Origin of the sequence: Pandoraea pneumonica (assembly GCF_049918595.1) — a bacterium.
Lineage (GTDB): Bacteria > Pseudomonadota > Gammaproteobacteria > Burkholderiales > Burkholderiaceae > Pandoraea > Pandoraea pneumonica_A.
The window spans coordinates 324,767-339,526 of the sequence record NZ_JBNCRZ010000005.1; the positions used below are offsets into that span (position 1 = coordinate 324,767).

The 14,760-nt window shown below is 63.3% G+C and carries 10 protein-coding genes and 1 riboswitch; of the genes, 3 read left to right on the forward strand and 7 right to left on the reverse strand.

Going from position 1 to position 14,760, the window contains the following annotated elements; translation table 11 throughout:
• The first annotated feature begins 144 nt into the window (after window positions 1–144).
• Both ACPWR9_RS21610 and ACPWR9_RS21615 read left to right on the forward strand, forming a co-directional pair.
• Window positions 145–1,569, forward strand: coding sequence for an MFS transporter (locus tag ACPWR9_RS21610; protein ID WP_426300654.1), 1,425 nt, complete (start codon window positions 145–147; stop codon window positions 1,567–1,569).
• 50 nt (window positions 1,570–1,619) lie between these two features.
• Entirely contained in the window at window positions 1,620–2,213 is a 594-nt protein-coding gene (locus ACPWR9_RS21615) for a class I SAM-dependent methyltransferase (RefSeq protein WP_426300468.1), read from the forward strand.
• A 118-nt stretch (window positions 2,214–2,331) separates the two neighbouring features.
• On the opposite strand, the gene pepN is transcribed toward ACPWR9_RS21615, so the two are convergent.
• Window positions 2,332–5,043 (reverse strand): aminopeptidase N, encoded by a 2,712-nt coding sequence (gene pepN / locus ACPWR9_RS21620; protein WP_426300470.1) that lies wholly within the window; start codon window positions 5,041–5,043, stop codon window positions 2,332–2,334.
• 213 nt (window positions 5,044–5,256) lie between these two features.
• Here pepN and ACPWR9_RS21625 point away from each other — a divergent pair, with 213 nt between their 5' ends.
• Window positions 5,257–5,868 (forward strand): DUF4136 domain-containing protein, encoded by a 612-nt coding sequence (locus ACPWR9_RS21625; RefSeq protein WP_426300472.1) that lies wholly within the window; start codon window positions 5,257–5,259, stop codon window positions 5,866–5,868.
• A 118-nt stretch (window positions 5,869–5,986) separates the two neighbouring features.
• Here ACPWR9_RS21625 and ACPWR9_RS21630 read toward each other — a convergent pair whose 3' ends face one another.
• From ACPWR9_RS21630 to xdhB, 6 genes are all read right to left on the reverse strand, one after another.
• Window positions 5,987–6,544 carry a TMEM165/GDT1 family protein gene (locus ACPWR9_RS21630; protein ID WP_426300474.1) on the reverse strand — a complete coding sequence of 186 codons (558 nt, stop codon included), beginning with the start codon at window positions 6,542–6,544 and terminating at the stop codon, window positions 5,987–5,989.
• Between the two features lie 23 nt (window positions 6,545–6,567).
• Window positions 6,568–6,751: riboswitch (yybP-ykoY riboswitch) on the reverse strand.
• 291 nt (window positions 6,752–7,042) lie between these two features.
• Window positions 7,043–8,371, reverse strand: a complete 1,329-nt coding sequence (gene guaD / locus ACPWR9_RS21635) for a guanine deaminase (protein WP_426300476.1) — start codon at window positions 8,369–8,371, stop codon at window positions 7,043–7,045.
• Window positions 8,372–8,390: 19 nt separating this feature from the next.
• Window positions 8,391–9,815, reverse strand: a complete 1,425-nt coding sequence (locus ACPWR9_RS21640) for an NCS2 family permease (protein WP_246182674.1) — start codon at window positions 9,813–9,815, stop codon at window positions 8,391–8,393.
• Between the two features lie 287 nt (window positions 9,816–10,102).
• Window positions 10,103–11,143: an adenosine deaminase gene (locus tag ACPWR9_RS21645; protein ID WP_426300478.1), complete on the reverse strand. Its 1,041-nt coding sequence runs from the start codon at window positions 11,141–11,143 to the stop codon at window positions 10,103–10,105.
• Between the two features lie 133 nt (window positions 11,144–11,276).
• The gene (xdhC, locus tag ACPWR9_RS21650; RefSeq protein ID WP_426300481.1) at window positions 11,277–12,404 is read right to left on the reverse strand and encodes a xanthine dehydrogenase accessory protein XdhC; all 1,128 of its coding nucleotides are present in this window, start codon (window positions 12,402–12,404) and stop codon (window positions 11,277–11,279) included.
• Window positions 12,404–14,752, reverse strand: a complete 2,349-nt coding sequence (gene xdhB, locus ACPWR9_RS21655; RefSeq protein ID WP_426300483.1) for a xanthine dehydrogenase molybdopterin binding subunit — start codon at window positions 14,750–14,752, stop codon at window positions 12,404–12,406. Before xdhB ends, xdhC begins: the two co-directional genes overlap by 1 nt.
• Between the last annotated feature and the right edge of the window lie 8 nt (window positions 14,753–14,760).

The following is a 14,760-nucleotide window of genomic DNA, read 5'->3' on the forward strand; positions in this document are numbered from 1 at the left end:
AATTTCGGCCTCGCGCCTGTTGATTCATGGTGTATCGCGGCGTAGCGCCCACGTAAATCCGTGAGGGGCTGCGTCGACAAAAAGCTGTTCGGCCATGACCGGACAGGCCCGGAGACGACTTTCATGCCATCCCCCCAAGTTTCGATGCCTTCTTCGCCCGCCACATCGGCCGCTGCAAATGCGCGCGCCACAACCCGCCTCACCGCCGGTGACATTTCCGCCCGTCTCGACCGCCTGCCGCCCACGCGGACGGTCTGGAAACTGGTGGTGCTGCTGAGCCTCGGCTTCTTCTTCGAGCTCTACGATCTGCTCTACACCGGCTACATCGCACCGGGGCTGGTTAAAAGCGGCATTCTGACGCCGACCACGCCGGGGCTATTCGGCACGACGGGCGTGGCGAGCTTCATTGCTGCGCTCTTCTCGGGTTTATTCATCGGCACGATCGCTTGCGGTTTTCTCGCGGATCGCTTCGGGCGCCGCGCAGTCTTCACCGGCTCGCTGCTCTGGTACACGGTCGCCAACGTCATCATGGCGTTTCAAGAGACGGCCACGGGCGTGAACTTCTGGCGTTTCATCGTCGGGCTGGGTATTGGCGTCGAGCTCGTCACCATCGGCACGTATATCGCCGAGTTGGTGCCCAAGCAGATTCGCGGCCGCGCGTTTGCGTGCGAACAGGCGGTGGGGTTCACGGCCGTGCCAGTTGTCGCATTCCTCGCCTACTGGCTCGTGCCGCGTGAATTTCTGGGGCTCGAAGGCTGGCGCTGGGTGGTGCTTATCGGCGCGCACGGGGCCGTGTTCGTGTGGTGGATTCGCCGTGCGCTGCCCGAGAGCCCGCGTTGGTTGGCGCAAAAAGGGCGTCTGGAGGAAGCCGATCGCGTGCTGAGTGCGCTCGAAGCGAAGGTGGCCGCCGAATACGGCAAGCCGCTGCCGCCGCCGGGCGTGCCCGAGCCGGTGGTGCCTAAGAGTGCCTTCGGCGACATGTGGGTGCCGCCGTATCGCAAGCGCGCCATCATGATGATTCTGTTCAATATCTTCCAGACGGTGGGCTTCTACGGCTTCGCCAACTGGGTGCCGACATTGCTTATCAAGCAGGGCATCACCGTCACCACGAGCCTCGCATATTCGAGCGTGATCGCGCTGGCCGCTCCGATCGGGCCGCTGATTGGCCTGTGGATGGCCGACAAGGTCGAGCGCAAGCACGCCATCGTATGGACCGCAGGCATCGGCATCGTGTGCGGGCTGGTGTTCTCGCAGGTCACGTCGTCGTTCTTGCTGATCGCGATGGGCATCGGGCTCACGCTCGCGAACAACATCATGTCGTACAGCTATCACGCCTATCAGACGGAATTGTTCCCGACGGGCATTCGCGCTCGCGCGGTCGGCTTCGTGTATTCGTGGAGCCGTTTCTCCGCGATTTTCACGGCGTTCCTGATCGCATCGGTGCTGCGCAATTTCGGCGTGACGGGCGTATTCGTGTTCATCTCGCTGGCGATGCTCGTGGTCATGCTGTCGATCGGCCTGATGGGGCCGCGCACGCGTGACGTGGCGCTGGAGAAGATTTCGCAGTAAAACCGGGGGCTTCAACCTCTGACTTCTTACGTCCTTTGGAGGACGAGACCATGGCGGATCTGAAAACCGAAGCGGCTTACGAGGCCAATGCCGCAAGCTACAGCGAAGATTGGCTCAACCAGCCGCCGCCCGACGATATGTACGCGCTGCTGGTGCGTCACTTCGTGCCGGGTGGGCGCACGGTCGACGTCGGCTGCGGCAACGGGCGAGATGCGGCGTGGCTGGCGCAGGCAGGGTTCGATGTGGTGGGTTACGACAACTCACCCGCGCTGGTCGAACTCGCCCGCAAGCACTTTCCGTGGGTCTCGTTCCATGTGGGCAAGCTGCCGCAACTCGAGAACGTCACGGAAACCTTCGATAACGTGGTCTGCGAGACGGTGCTCATGCATCTGAACGCAGCCGACGTGCCCGCTGCGACCGACCGACTCTGGACGCTGGTGCGCCCCGGTGGTGTGCTCTACGTGTCGTGGCGCGTGACCGAAGGAACCGACCAGCGCCATGCGGACGGACGTCTGTATAGCGCCTTCGCGCCGGACGTCGTGCGCGCCGCGTTGCACGAGGGTGTCGTGCTGCACGAAGAGGACGTCACGAGCGCGAGCTCGGGCAAGCGCGTATGTCGATTGATCGTGCGCCGTCCTGCCTGAGCGCTATCGGAGCCACGCGCTTCGACGCGACCGACTGCCATGAAAAAAGGCGATGCGTATTTCTCGCATCGCCTTTTTTGTCACCGCTGTGAGGCCGGTGCTGCTGCTTAGGCCCTGCTTAGGCCAGCGCCTTCTCCACGATTTCACGCACGTCTTTCGACAGCGTCTTGTGCGCCGCCACCTGCTGCAACGCGTTGCGCATGTGATCGCGCAGCGTCGGCGTGTACTTGCGCCAGCGGTCGAGCACGCGGGCGAGGCGTGCGGCGACTTGCGGGTTCAACGCGTCGAGCGAGAGCACCTGTTCCGCCCAGAACTGATAGCCCGAACCGTCGGCGGCGTGGAACTGCGCCGGGTTGCCGCTACAGAAGCTGAAGATCAGCGAGCGGGCGCGGTTCGGGTTCTTGATCGTGAACGCCGGGTGACGCATGAGCGCACGCACCGCATCGATCACACAATGGCTGCCGTCGCCGCGCTGCATGGCCTGCAAGGCAAACCATTTGTCGATGGCGAGTGCTTCGTGTTCAAAGCGTTGATAGAAGTCGTCGAGCGCTTCGGCCGCGTGATTCTGCCCGTGCGCCGCATCGCCGTCGCGTGCAGCACCGCCACGTTGCACAAGCGCCGTGAGCGCGGCGAAGCGATCGGTCATGTTATCGGCCGTGTCGTACTGCGTGCGTGCGGTCTGCGCCACACCAGCGTCCGACAATTCCATCAGATACGAGAGCGCCAGATTCTTCAGCGCGCGCTCGCCTGCCGAGGCGGCGTCCGGACGATACGCGCCCGGCACACGGTGATTGTGATACGCCGCCAGCCATTCGGTGTGCAGCGAAGCGGCCAAACGTTGACGCAGATACTGACGCGCCGCATGAATGGCCGCCGGGTCGATCTCCGCCATCTGTTCGCCGAGATACGACTCGGCGGGCAGCGTGAGCGCTTGCGCACGGAACGCCGGATCGAGTGTTTCGTCGCGCAGTACCTGACGGAAGGCTTCGAGCACGTAGCTGTCGACGCTCGGCAACTGGCCCATCTGAATCGATTCAACCAGCGCCAGTAACTGACGCGTGGCCAGGCGCTGACCGGCCTCCCAGCGGTTGAACGGATCGCTGTCGTGCGCCATCAGGAACGCGAGTTCGTCGATGGTGTACTCGTGCTCCACGATCACCGGCGCGGAGAAGCCGCGCAGCAGCGACGGCATCGGCGAGTGATCGACGTCCACGAAGGTGAAGCTCTGACGCTCCTGCGTGAAGTCGAGCACGCGCGTGGTGGCGGTCGGTGCATCGGCAGGTTCTCCGGCCAGACGCAGTGCCATGTCGCGCCCGTCGCGGTCGAGCAGGCCGACGGCGAACGGAATATGGAACGGCTGTTTGACGAGGGCGGTGTCGTGCAACTCCACGCCGACCTTCGGGCAACGCTGCGTGAGCGTGAGCGTGTAGGTGCGGGCGGCTTCGTCGTACGAGGCGTCGACGGTCACACGCGGCGTACCGGCTTGGCTGTACCAGCGGCCGAACTGCGTGAGGTCGCGTCCGTTGGCGTCAGCCATTGCGGCACGGAAGTCGTCGCACGTTACGGCTTGGCCGTCGTGACGCTCGAAGTACAGATCCATGCCCTTGCGGAAGCCGTCGCGGCCGAGCAGCGTCTGATACATGCGCACGACTTCGGCGCCTTTCTCGTAGACGGTGACGGTGTAGAAGTTGTTGATCTCGACGTAGCTCTCGGGGCGCACCGGGTGGGCCATCGGGCCCGCGTCTTCGGGGAACTGCGCTTGACGCAGCACGCGCACGTCGTCGATACGCTTGACCGCGCGGCCCGACTCCGAGCCCATCATATCGGCCGAGAATTCCTGGTCGCGAAAGACCGTCAGACCTTCCTTGAGACTCAACTGGAACCAGTCGCGGCAGGTCACGCGGTTGCCGGTCCAATTGTGGAAGTACTCGTGGCCGACCACGGCTTCGATGTTGCCGAAGTCGTCGTCCGTCGCGGTGGCGGCATCGGCCAGCACATACTTCGTGTTGAAGATGTTCAGGCCCTTGTTTTCCATCGCGCCCATGTTGAAGTCGCTCACGGCGACGATCATGAAGCGGTCCAGATCGAGCACGCGGCCAAAGCGCGTTTCGTCCCAGCGAATGGAATTGATGAGCGAGTCCATCGCGTGTTCGGTCTTGTCGAGGTCTTGCGGCTGAACCCAGACCTGCAACAGCTTCTCGCGTCCGTCGCCCGCCACGATGCGCGCTTCACGGCACACGAGACGGCCGGCGACGAGGGCGAACAGATAGCTCGGTTTCTTGAAGGGGTCGTCCCAGATGGCAAAGTGACGGCCATCGGGCAGGTCACCCTTGTCGATCAGATTCCCGTTGGCGAGCAGCACCGGATACGCTTCGCGATCGGCGCGCAGCGTGACGGTGTAAGTCGCCATGACATCGGGACGATCGAGGAAGTAGGTGATCTTGCGAAAGCCTTCGGCTTCGCATTGGGTGAAGAAATTGCCGCCCGACACGTACAAGCCCATCAGCGACGTGTTCTCCTGCGGGCAGCAGCGCGTGACGAGCGTGAGCTCGAACGCTTCGGGCGGCGCTTCGACGCTCAGCGTTTCGTCGCCGGTGCGGTAGCCGGTCCATGGCTTGCCGTCGACTTCGAGGCTCACCAGTTGCAGGCCCTGACCGACCAGCTCGAGATCGCCGCCCGCGCCTGCCGGGTTGCGATGCAAGCGCATGCGGTTGGTCACGGTGGTGACGTCGGGAGCGAGGTCGAAGTCGAGTTGGACGGTGTCGATCAGGTACGCCGGGGGCGTATAGTCGGAGCGCTGAATAAGGCCAGCGATATCGGTTCTGAGCATGGACGGTGATTTTGCGGACGGCCAAGGATTCACAAATTGTAACGGATTGGCGCGCGCAGGCTGTTGCCTTGGTGCGCGCCAGCAAAATTTGCAGAATTTTGTGCCGGCTCGCACGTCAAAGTGTCGGGATGGTGCACGAGGTGCCGTCCTATGCTTAAATCGGCGCGAGGGGCGCGCTTTGCCGTACTTGGCATTTCTCTGGAGCAGTGAATCATGTGGAAAAAATGGGGAATGGCGACGCTGGTCGCTGCCAGCGCGTTGCTGGCCGGTTGTGCCAGCACGGTCACGAGCCAGGTGACCGCGTTTGGCGACTCACCGGGTTTCGACGGGCCGCGCACTTATGCGCTCACGCGTACCCCGGAGCAGCAGAACAATCAGGAGCACGCGACCTACGAGCAGTGGCTGCGCAACCGGCTGGCCGGTGACGGTTTCTCCGAGCAGAGTTCGTCGTCGGCGCACTATCTGGTGGGGATGAGCTACGGCATCAGCCAGCAGATGATGCGTGTGGCAGAACCTGCGTATGACCCGATGTTCGCGCCGGGACCGTGGGGGCCTTGGGGCCGCCCGTGGGGTTGGTACGGCAACCCGTATTGGGGCGCGGGCCCGGCCTATATCGAGCGTGACTATCCGTATGCGCTCAAGGGCCTGCAACTGCGCTTCACCGATCGGGCGAGCGGCAAAGAGGTGTACCGCGTGTCCGCCGAGACGAGCGATGGCGGCACGTCGCTGGCGTCCACCATGCCGTACCTGATCGATGCGGCACTCAAGCAGTTGCCGTTCCCGAGCGGGCGCACGGTCAACGTGGAGCAGAAAGTCGGGAAGTGATGTGTGAAGCGGCAACGCGGCGCGACGCTTGCCGCATTGTCATGTGACAAGTCATACAAACGCCGGGCAGGGCGTCGCACCGTTGGTATGGGTGCGGCACCTTGTCCGGCGTTTTGTTTTACTGCATCAGCGTGATGATGCCGAGCACCAGGAAGATGATGGCGGCGACCGCATGCACGGCACGCGTGGGCAGGCGGCCCGAGAACTTGTGGCCGACCAGCACCGCGGGCACATTGGCGAGCATCATGCCGAGCGTGGTACCGGCCACGACGCCGAAGAAGTCTTGATAGCGCGCGGCGAGCATCACCGTTGCGATCTGCGTCTTGTCGCCCATTTCGGCGATGAAGAACGTGAGCACCGTGGAGGCGAACACGCCGAGCTTGCGCTTGGTGGTGGCGTCTTCGTCGTCGACCTTATCGGGAATCAGAATCCAGATCGCCATGCCGATGAACGACGTGACGACGGCCCACTTCATGATCGACGGACTGATGGCGGTCGACAGCCATTCGCCGAGCGCACCGGCAAAGCCGTGATTGACGAGCGTGGCGACCAGAATGCCAAGAATGATCGGTACGGGCTTTTTAAAGCGCGCAGCGAGAACGAGGGCCAGCAGTTGGGTTTTGTCGCCGATTTCGGCGAGACCGACGACGCCGGTCGAGATGAGGAATGGGGACACCTTATTTTTCTCCGCCGGGCCATGTAAATGCGAGCCAATGACAATGCATCCCGGCCCGGTTGGCGGAAGCATCGTCATCGGTCTCGCCAGGCCCTTAGGCTGCGCACGCCATAGCCGGAATCGGCCAAGTCTGTTGACGTACGCCCCTATCGGTACACGTGATGCGTAATGTGCACGACAGGGCGGCTACTCCCCAATGAATCGGAGCGGATTATAGCATCCGAATCGTGACGCGCAAGTGAAGCCCCGCGCATCAGTGGCGTTTTGCCGCGCCTTGACGCGCAGCGCGCGAATCGCCGGGGCGCCCATGCAAAAAAGGGCGGCCGAAGCCGCCCAAGGAGATCCCCGACCGCATGCCCCTTGCGCACGGTCGGCGACCGCGGAGGAACGTGCGCCGCGCCAAGGCAGCGGCGTACGTCCCCACGCGTAAGCAGTGCAACAAAGTCATGCACGGCATCAGTGCGCCAGCAGCAGCGCGCCAGCGTCGGCGCGTCGACGTCAGTGCGCCGTGCGTCGATGCACCGGCTTGCCGGCGGCATAGGTGGTGGCGATTGCGCGGTCGTCGCCGAGCATGGCGAAGGCAAACAGCAGTTCTTCGAGCGATTCGGCCAGCGCCGAGCGGCGTGCCAGCAACGGCGTGGCCTTCGGATCGAGCACCACGAAGTCGGCTTCGGCGCCCACGGCCAGCGTGCCGATAGTGCCGTGCAGATCCAGCGCGTGCGCGGCGCCTTCGGTGGCCAGATAGAACATGCGTTCGGCCGTGAGGTGATAGCCCGACAGGCGTGCGACCTTATGCGCTTCGTTCATCGTTTGCAGCATCGAGAACGTGGAGCCGCCGCCGACGTCGGTGGCCAGCGTCACCGGCATGCGCGTGGCTTCGGCCGACGCGAAGTCGAACAGCCCGCTGCCGAGGAACTGATTGGACGTCGGGCAATGTGCGGCGACGGTGCCCGTCTCGAACATGCGGCGGCGGTCGTGGTCGTCGAGCCAGATGCAGTGACCGTAGACGGCGCGACGGCGCAGCAGCTTGTAGTGGTCGTACACGTCGAGGTAGCTGCGGTGGCCCGGGAAGAGCGAGCGCACCCATTCGACTTCGTCGGTGTTTTCGGCGACGTGGCTTTGAATGAACACGTCTTGATACTGCTGGGCGAGCTCACCGCACACGCCGAGTTGCGCTTCGGTCGACGTCGGTGCAAAACGCGGCGTGAGGGCATACAGTTGGCGGCCGTGGTTGTGCCAGCGCTGAATCAGCGCTTCGCTGTCGCGCGCGCCGGTCTCGGCGGTGTCGCGCAGGAATTCCGGACAGTTGCGGTCCATCATGACCTTGCCCGCCACCATGCGCAGGTTGCGCGCATCGCTCGCCTTGAAAAAGGCGTCGGCCGAGCCCGGGTGCACGGTGCAGTACACGAGTGCGGTGGTGGTGCCGCCGCGCAGCAGTTCGTCGAGGAAGAACTGCGCGACGTCGGCGGCGTATTCCGGGTTTTCGAAGCGGCGCTCGGTCGGGAAGGTGTACTTCTCGAGCCAAGGCAGCAGGCCGGGTGCCGGCGACGCGATCATGTCGGTCTGCGGATAGTGGATATGCGTGTCGATGAAGCCTGGCGTGATGAGCTTGTCGCGCAGGTCGTCGATGGGCGTGCCCGGCGGCAGCGTGGGCGCCACTTTGGCGTAGTCGCCCACGGCGGTGATGCGGCCGTTTTCATACGCGACGATACCGTCGGTGTGATGCACGGTGCCCGGCGTGCCGTCGAGATAGGCGCGTGCGGGGTCGTGCGTGAAGTAGACCAGTTGCGCGCGTACGGCGCGCAAGGCTTGGGTCGTGGTGGACATTTGCAGGGTCCTTATGTCGTTACATTTGCGTGAGCAGCAGCACTGCCAGCGCGGCGACGATCCACATCGCCGGCTTGATTTCCTTGACGCGCCCGGTGAACAGCTTGAGCACGACGAACGCGAGGAAACTGTATGCGATGCCGTCGGTAATCGAGTACGAAATCGGGATCATCACGAGCGCGATGAAGCTCGGGATGGCCTCGTCCATGCGGTGCCATTCGATGCGCGCGACCGATTCCATCATGAACACGCCCACCAGAATCAGCGCCGGGGCCGTGGCGATGGCCGGTACCAGCGAGAGCATCGGCGAGAGGAACAGGAACGGCAGGAACATCAACGCGCACACGACGGCGGTCAAACCCGTGCGTCCGCCTTGTGCAATGCCTGCTGCGGATTCGATGTAGGCGTTGGCCGGGCTCGTGCCGAGCGGGCCGGAAATCAGCACCGAGAACGAATCGACGATCATGGCCTGACGCATATTGCGCGGATTGCCGTCGCGATCCTTCATGTTACCGGCTTCGGCGATACTCATGAAGGTCGAGAGGGTATCAAAGAACGCGGTGAACAGCATCACGAAGATGAACGGCATGTACGCGACTTTCAGCGCGCCGAGCAGGTCGAGCTGGCCGATGCCGGAGAAGTCGGGCGCGGCGAAGAAGCCTTGGAAGTTCACGAGCGTGGCGGTCGCGATTTCCTTCGGGAAATACGCCGAGCCGTCGCCCCAGTAACGGCCGATGGGAATGGCCATCAGCGTGGTGACGACGATACCGATCATCAGCGCGCCGTTCACGCGGCGGGCGACGAGCACGGTAGTCAGCGCCAGACCGATCAGGAACGTGACCGTCGGCGGCGAGAGATGCGCCAGACGCACGACGGTGACCGGGTCGCTCACGACCAGCTTGGCATTGACCAGACCGATCACCGTAATGAACAGGCCGATACCGCACGAAATCGCGTAGCGCAGGTTCGCCGGAATGGCTTCGACGACGAAGCGGCGCACGTTCAGTGCAGCGAGCAGCGCGAACAGAATGCCCGACCAGAAAACGCAGCCCAGCGCAGTCTGCCACGGCATGCCGACGCCGTGCACCATCGTGAAAGCGAACAGGGCGTTCAGGCCCATGCCGGGGGCGACGAGCACCGGGTTACGGGCGTACAGGCCCATGGCGCAGCTGCCGAAGAAGCTGATGAGCACGGTGGCCGTGAGCGCTGCCGGGAAGGCCATGCCGGTCTTCGACAGAATGGCCGGGTTCACGACGATGATGTACATCGCCGCGAGGAAGGTGGTGATACCCGCTATCACTTCGGTACGGAAAGTCGATCCGAGTGCCGTGATACCGAAATATCGATCGAGTGCCGATGCAGGCTGCGCGCCCGCCACGCGCGTGGTGTCTTGTGCCGCTTCGGGCGCGGCGCTGCCTGCCGGGGGGCTGAGCGATGAGTCCATGGGGTGTTGTCTCCGATGTTCTTAGATGTCGAGTGCCTCTTGACGTATCGATGTGGGGGCACCGATTAGCGCGCATTTGGGCACGCTCGAAAAATAGCATTCGCATCTGTTGAAAATATTCCTTATGCGGAATGTCGGTCATCACCCGGGGCTAATACATCGTGCTTACATTCTCGCGGGATGCGGTGGGTTCTCAGATTGGCGTCTCATATTCCCGTGCAAACCATAAAAAAACGCCCGAAAAGATTTCGGGCGTTTTTTGTGATCGCGACGCGTTTATTTCATGCTTACGTGGGGTTTGCCGCGCGGAATTCATCCAATTCGCGAATTAGCGCGTGCTTTGCGCTTTCATCGATAAACGACGCTTCAAAGCTATTGCGCGCCAGCGTGTAGGCATCGTCCATCGTCATGTCCAAAGCGATGAACGTCGCCAGGAAATTCTCGTTCAAATAGCCACCGAAATACGCCGGGTCGTCCGAGTTGATCGTCACGGCCAAGCCGCGCTTCAACAACTGGTGCAGCGTGTGTTGCCCCATCTCTTCGAAGACTTTCAAACGCACATTCGATAGCGGGCACACCGTCAATGCAATCCTTTCACGCGCAAGGCGCTCCAGCAGCGCTTCGTCTTCAATGGCGCGCACGCCGTGATCGACACGCTCGACACGCAGGGTGTCCAGTGCTTCGTGAATGTACGCGGGCGGCCCTTCTTCGCCCGCGTGCGCCACGATGCGCAAACCCAGCGCACGGCAACGTTCGAACACGCGAGTGAATTTCGACGGCGGGTGGCCCTGTTCCGACGAATCGAGGCCGACACCGATCAAACGATGCCCGTGGCTGTTGAAGTACGGCAGTGCCGTCTCCAGCGTCTGCAAAGCGTCCTCTTCCGGCAAATGGCGCAGGAAACACAGGATCAGACGGCTCGTGATCCCGTATTTGGTCTCGGCTTCGACCAACGCCCGCTCGATGCCGTTGATGACGGTCTCGATGGAGACGCCGCGTGCCGTATGCGTCTGCGGATCGAAAAAGATTTCGGTGTGACGCACGTTGTCTGCCGCGCAGCGTTCGATGTAAGCGCGCGTCATGTCGCAGAAGTCGTCTTCGGTCAGTAAGACGCTTGCGCCCGCGTAATAAATGTCGAGGAACGATTGCAGATCGGTGAAGGCGTACGCGTCGCGCAAGGCCTCCACGCTCGGATACGGCAGCTTGACGCCATTGCGTTCCGCCAGCCGGAAAATCAGCTCGGGCTCCAGCGTGCCCTCGATATGCAAATGCAGCTCCGCCTTGGGCATGGCGCAGATGGTCTTGGCGAATTCGGGCGTGAGTGGCATGGAATGTGATGTTCTCGTTGGGGGATTGGGCGGGATTCTACCGTCGCAGGCCTGTGCCGGTCACGTGCGTCTGAGCGCGCGTCGGGCGTGCGAAGCGTGCATGGCGTTGGGGCAATCGGTGAAAAGCCGCGCGTCAGATCGACGCGTCGACACGCTCGGGACGGGTGGCGGGAGTGTCGCCACGGTTTGCGGCGGCGTCATCCGTGGTGCCGGCAGGTGCGCTCAGGCGCATCTGCTGTTCGCGCACACGGAGCAACTGCGCAGCCACCGCAATGGCGATCGTCGCGGGCGCCTTGCCCGTGATACCGGCCACACCGATCGGGCAAATCATTTGTTCGAAGCGCTCGGGCGGCACGCCGCGATCGCGCAGACGGTGCTCGAACTGGCGGCGCTTCGTCATCGAGCCGATCAGCCCGAAATACGCGAAATCTTCGCGTTTGAAGATTTCTTCGCACAGCCGCTGGTCGAGCGCATGGTTGTGCGTCATCACGAGAAAGTACGCCCCCGGCGGCGCGTCGGCGACAACGGCTTCGGGTGTGTCGGTGGATTCGACGACGGTATTGGGCGGAACGGTGTCGGGGAACGTCTCGTGACGCTCGTCGGCCCATGTCACGCGGCAGGGCAGGGTGGACAACACCTGCACGATGGCTTGGCCGACATGGCCCGCGCCGAACAGCACGATATGAAAGTCGCTGGGCGCGAGTCGCTCGCTGAGCCACAGCCAACCGTCGCTGCCTTGCCAGAAGGCGCAGGCGGCGTCGTCGGCATCGCGCGTCAACGTATGGGGATGCGCCAGCGGCTCGTTGGCATCGAGTTCGGTCAGCAACACCGGGCCGCCTTGCTGCTGGCTCGTCACGGCATTGGCACCGGGAGCACCGAAGGCGACGCTGCGCAGACTCGATTCGCCAGCGCTTAGTCGCTTATGCAAGGCGCTGACCCACGCCAGATCGGTGAGGGTCAGCACTTCGAACGCCAGCGTGACGGCACCGCCGCAACACTGGCCCAGACTCGGGCCCAAGGCGAAACGCTCGAGATGGCGTCCGCCTTGTTGCCCGTACTGCTTGAGCAGTTGACGCGCGACTTCCATCGCACGCCATTCGAGATGGCCGCCGCCGATGGTTTCCCACACATGCTCACGTGTGACGAGCAAATGCGTGCCCGCTTCGCGCGGTGCCGAGCCTTCGACACGCGCGATCGTAATCAACACGGCGGCTTCACCGCGTGCGAGCAGTTTGTGGGCGGCGTCGACCCAGCGGTGCATTAGCCAGCGCTCCGCGTGCGCAACTCGGTAATCGCCATGAGCAACGCCTCGGATGTGGCCGGGGCATTGAGCACCGGTTCGTCGCGATAGTCGTTCACGCTGGCGACAGCATCGCGCAACGCATTGAACACGGAGAACGGCAGCAGCAACGGCGGCTCGCCAACCGCCTTTGAGCGGTGGATCGAATCCATGACGTTGGTGTTCTCGAAGAGCGCCACGCGGAAGTCGGTCGGGCAATCGCTGATGCCGGGAATTTTGTACGTGGAGGGGGCATGCGTCATCAGCTTGCCGTCCTTGTTCCACCACAATTCCTCGGTCGTCAGCCAGCCCATGCCCTGAATGAACGCGCCTTCCACCTGCCCGATATCGAGCGCCGGATTGATCGACTTGCCCGCGTCGTGCAGCACGTCGGCGCGCAGCAGACGCCACTCGCCGGTCAACGTGTCGAGCACGACTTCAGAGACGGCCGCACCGTACGCGAAGTAGTAGAACGGATTGCCGTTCATCTTCGCGGCATCCCACGACAGACCCGGCGTGGCGTAGAAGCCGTCCGACCACAGTTGCACGCGTGCCCAGTACGCCGCTTCCACGAGGTCGGGGAAGGGAACGTCAGTGCCGTTGGCGCTTACGACATCGTTCGCGAAGCGCACGTCGTCGGCCGAGCCGCCGTATTTCTGCGCGGCGAAGGCGGCCAGTCGTTGGCGAATCTGCCATGCGGCATTCTGTGCAGCCTTGCCGTTCAGGTCGGCGCCGGTCGAGGCGGCCGTCGCCGAGGTGTTGGCGACCTTGCTGGTGTCGGTTGCCGTTACGCGAACGTGCGAGAGATCGACGCCCAACTCGTGCGCCACGACTTGCGCCACCTTGGTGTTCAGACCTTGGCCCATCTCGGTGCCACCGTGATTGACCAGCATCGAACCGTCACGGTACACGTGCACCAGCGCACCGGCCTGGTTGAAAGCCTGCACGTTGAACGAGATACCGAACTTGAGCGGCGTGAGCGCCAGCCCCTTGCGCAGCACCGGACTCGTGCGATTGAACTCGCGCACGGCCTCGCGACGCGCGCGGTATTCGCTGGTGGTTTCCAGTTCGCTGACGAGCTCGTGAATGATGTTGTCCTTCACGGTTTGCCCGTACGGCGTGGTGTTGCGATCGGTCGTGCCGTAGAAGTTCACGCGGCGCACGTCGAGCGCATCTTTGCCCAGACGGCGCGCAATAGCGTCCTGCAACACTTCCATGATCAGCGCGCCTTGCGGGCCGCCGAAACCACGGAATGCCGTGTTCGACTGCGTGTTGGTCTTGCCGCACAGCGCGCGCAGATCGGCGTCGGGCACGTAGTACGCATTGTCGAAGTGACAGATTGCGCGCGTGGCGACCGGACCCGACAGGTCGGCGGAGAAGCCCGCACGCAGGGTCATGTCGACTTTCGCGCCGGTAATGCGGCCCGTGTCGTCGAAACCCACGTCGTATTCGAAGTAGAAGCCGTGACGCTTGCCCGTCATCATGAAGTCGTCGTCGCGGTCGAGACGCAGCTTCACAGGACGCTTGAGGCGCGTGGCGCACAAGGCCGCCACACAGGCGAACAGGCCCGATTGCGATTCCTTGCCGCCGAACCCGCCACCCATACGGCGGCATTCGACCAGCACCTGATGGCTGTGCCAATGCAGCGCGTGCGAGACGAGCATCTGCATTTCGGTCGGGTGCTGCGTCGAGCAGTAGACGTGCACGCCATCGTTTTCTTTCGGAATGGCGTACGAAATCTGCCCTTCGAGATAGAACTGCTCCTGCCCATTGCATTCGAACGTGCCTGTCAGGCGGTTGGGCGAGGCTTGCAGTGCGGCGTCGGCGTCGCCACGGCGCAGGTGATACGGCGGCAACACGCCTGCGCCAGCGGCCTTGGCCGCCTGCGGCGTGAGGATGGCGGGCAGATCTTCGTACTCGCCCTTCGCCAGACGTGCTGCGCGGCGTGCCGCGTCATGCGATTCAGCGACCACGGCAAACATCGGCTGGCCGATGTATTGCACGATGCCGTCGGCAAGAATCGGATCGTCGTGAATGACCGGACCGCAATCGTTCACGCCGGGGATATCGGCGGCGGTCAGCACGGCCACCACGCCCGGCGCGTTGCGCACGGCCTCGAGATCGAGCGACACGATGCGTGCGTGCGCCTTGGGCGACGGGCCCAGTGCGCAGTGCAGCGTGCCTTGCACTTCAGGAATGTCGTCGGTGTAAGTGGCTTCGCCAGCCACGTGGAGCACTGCCGATTCATGCGGACGCGAGCGGCCCACCTGGGCGCTCGCTGCCGCGGTGGTACCGGTCTGCGTCATGAAGCCTTCAACTTGCGTGTTCATGGGGCAAC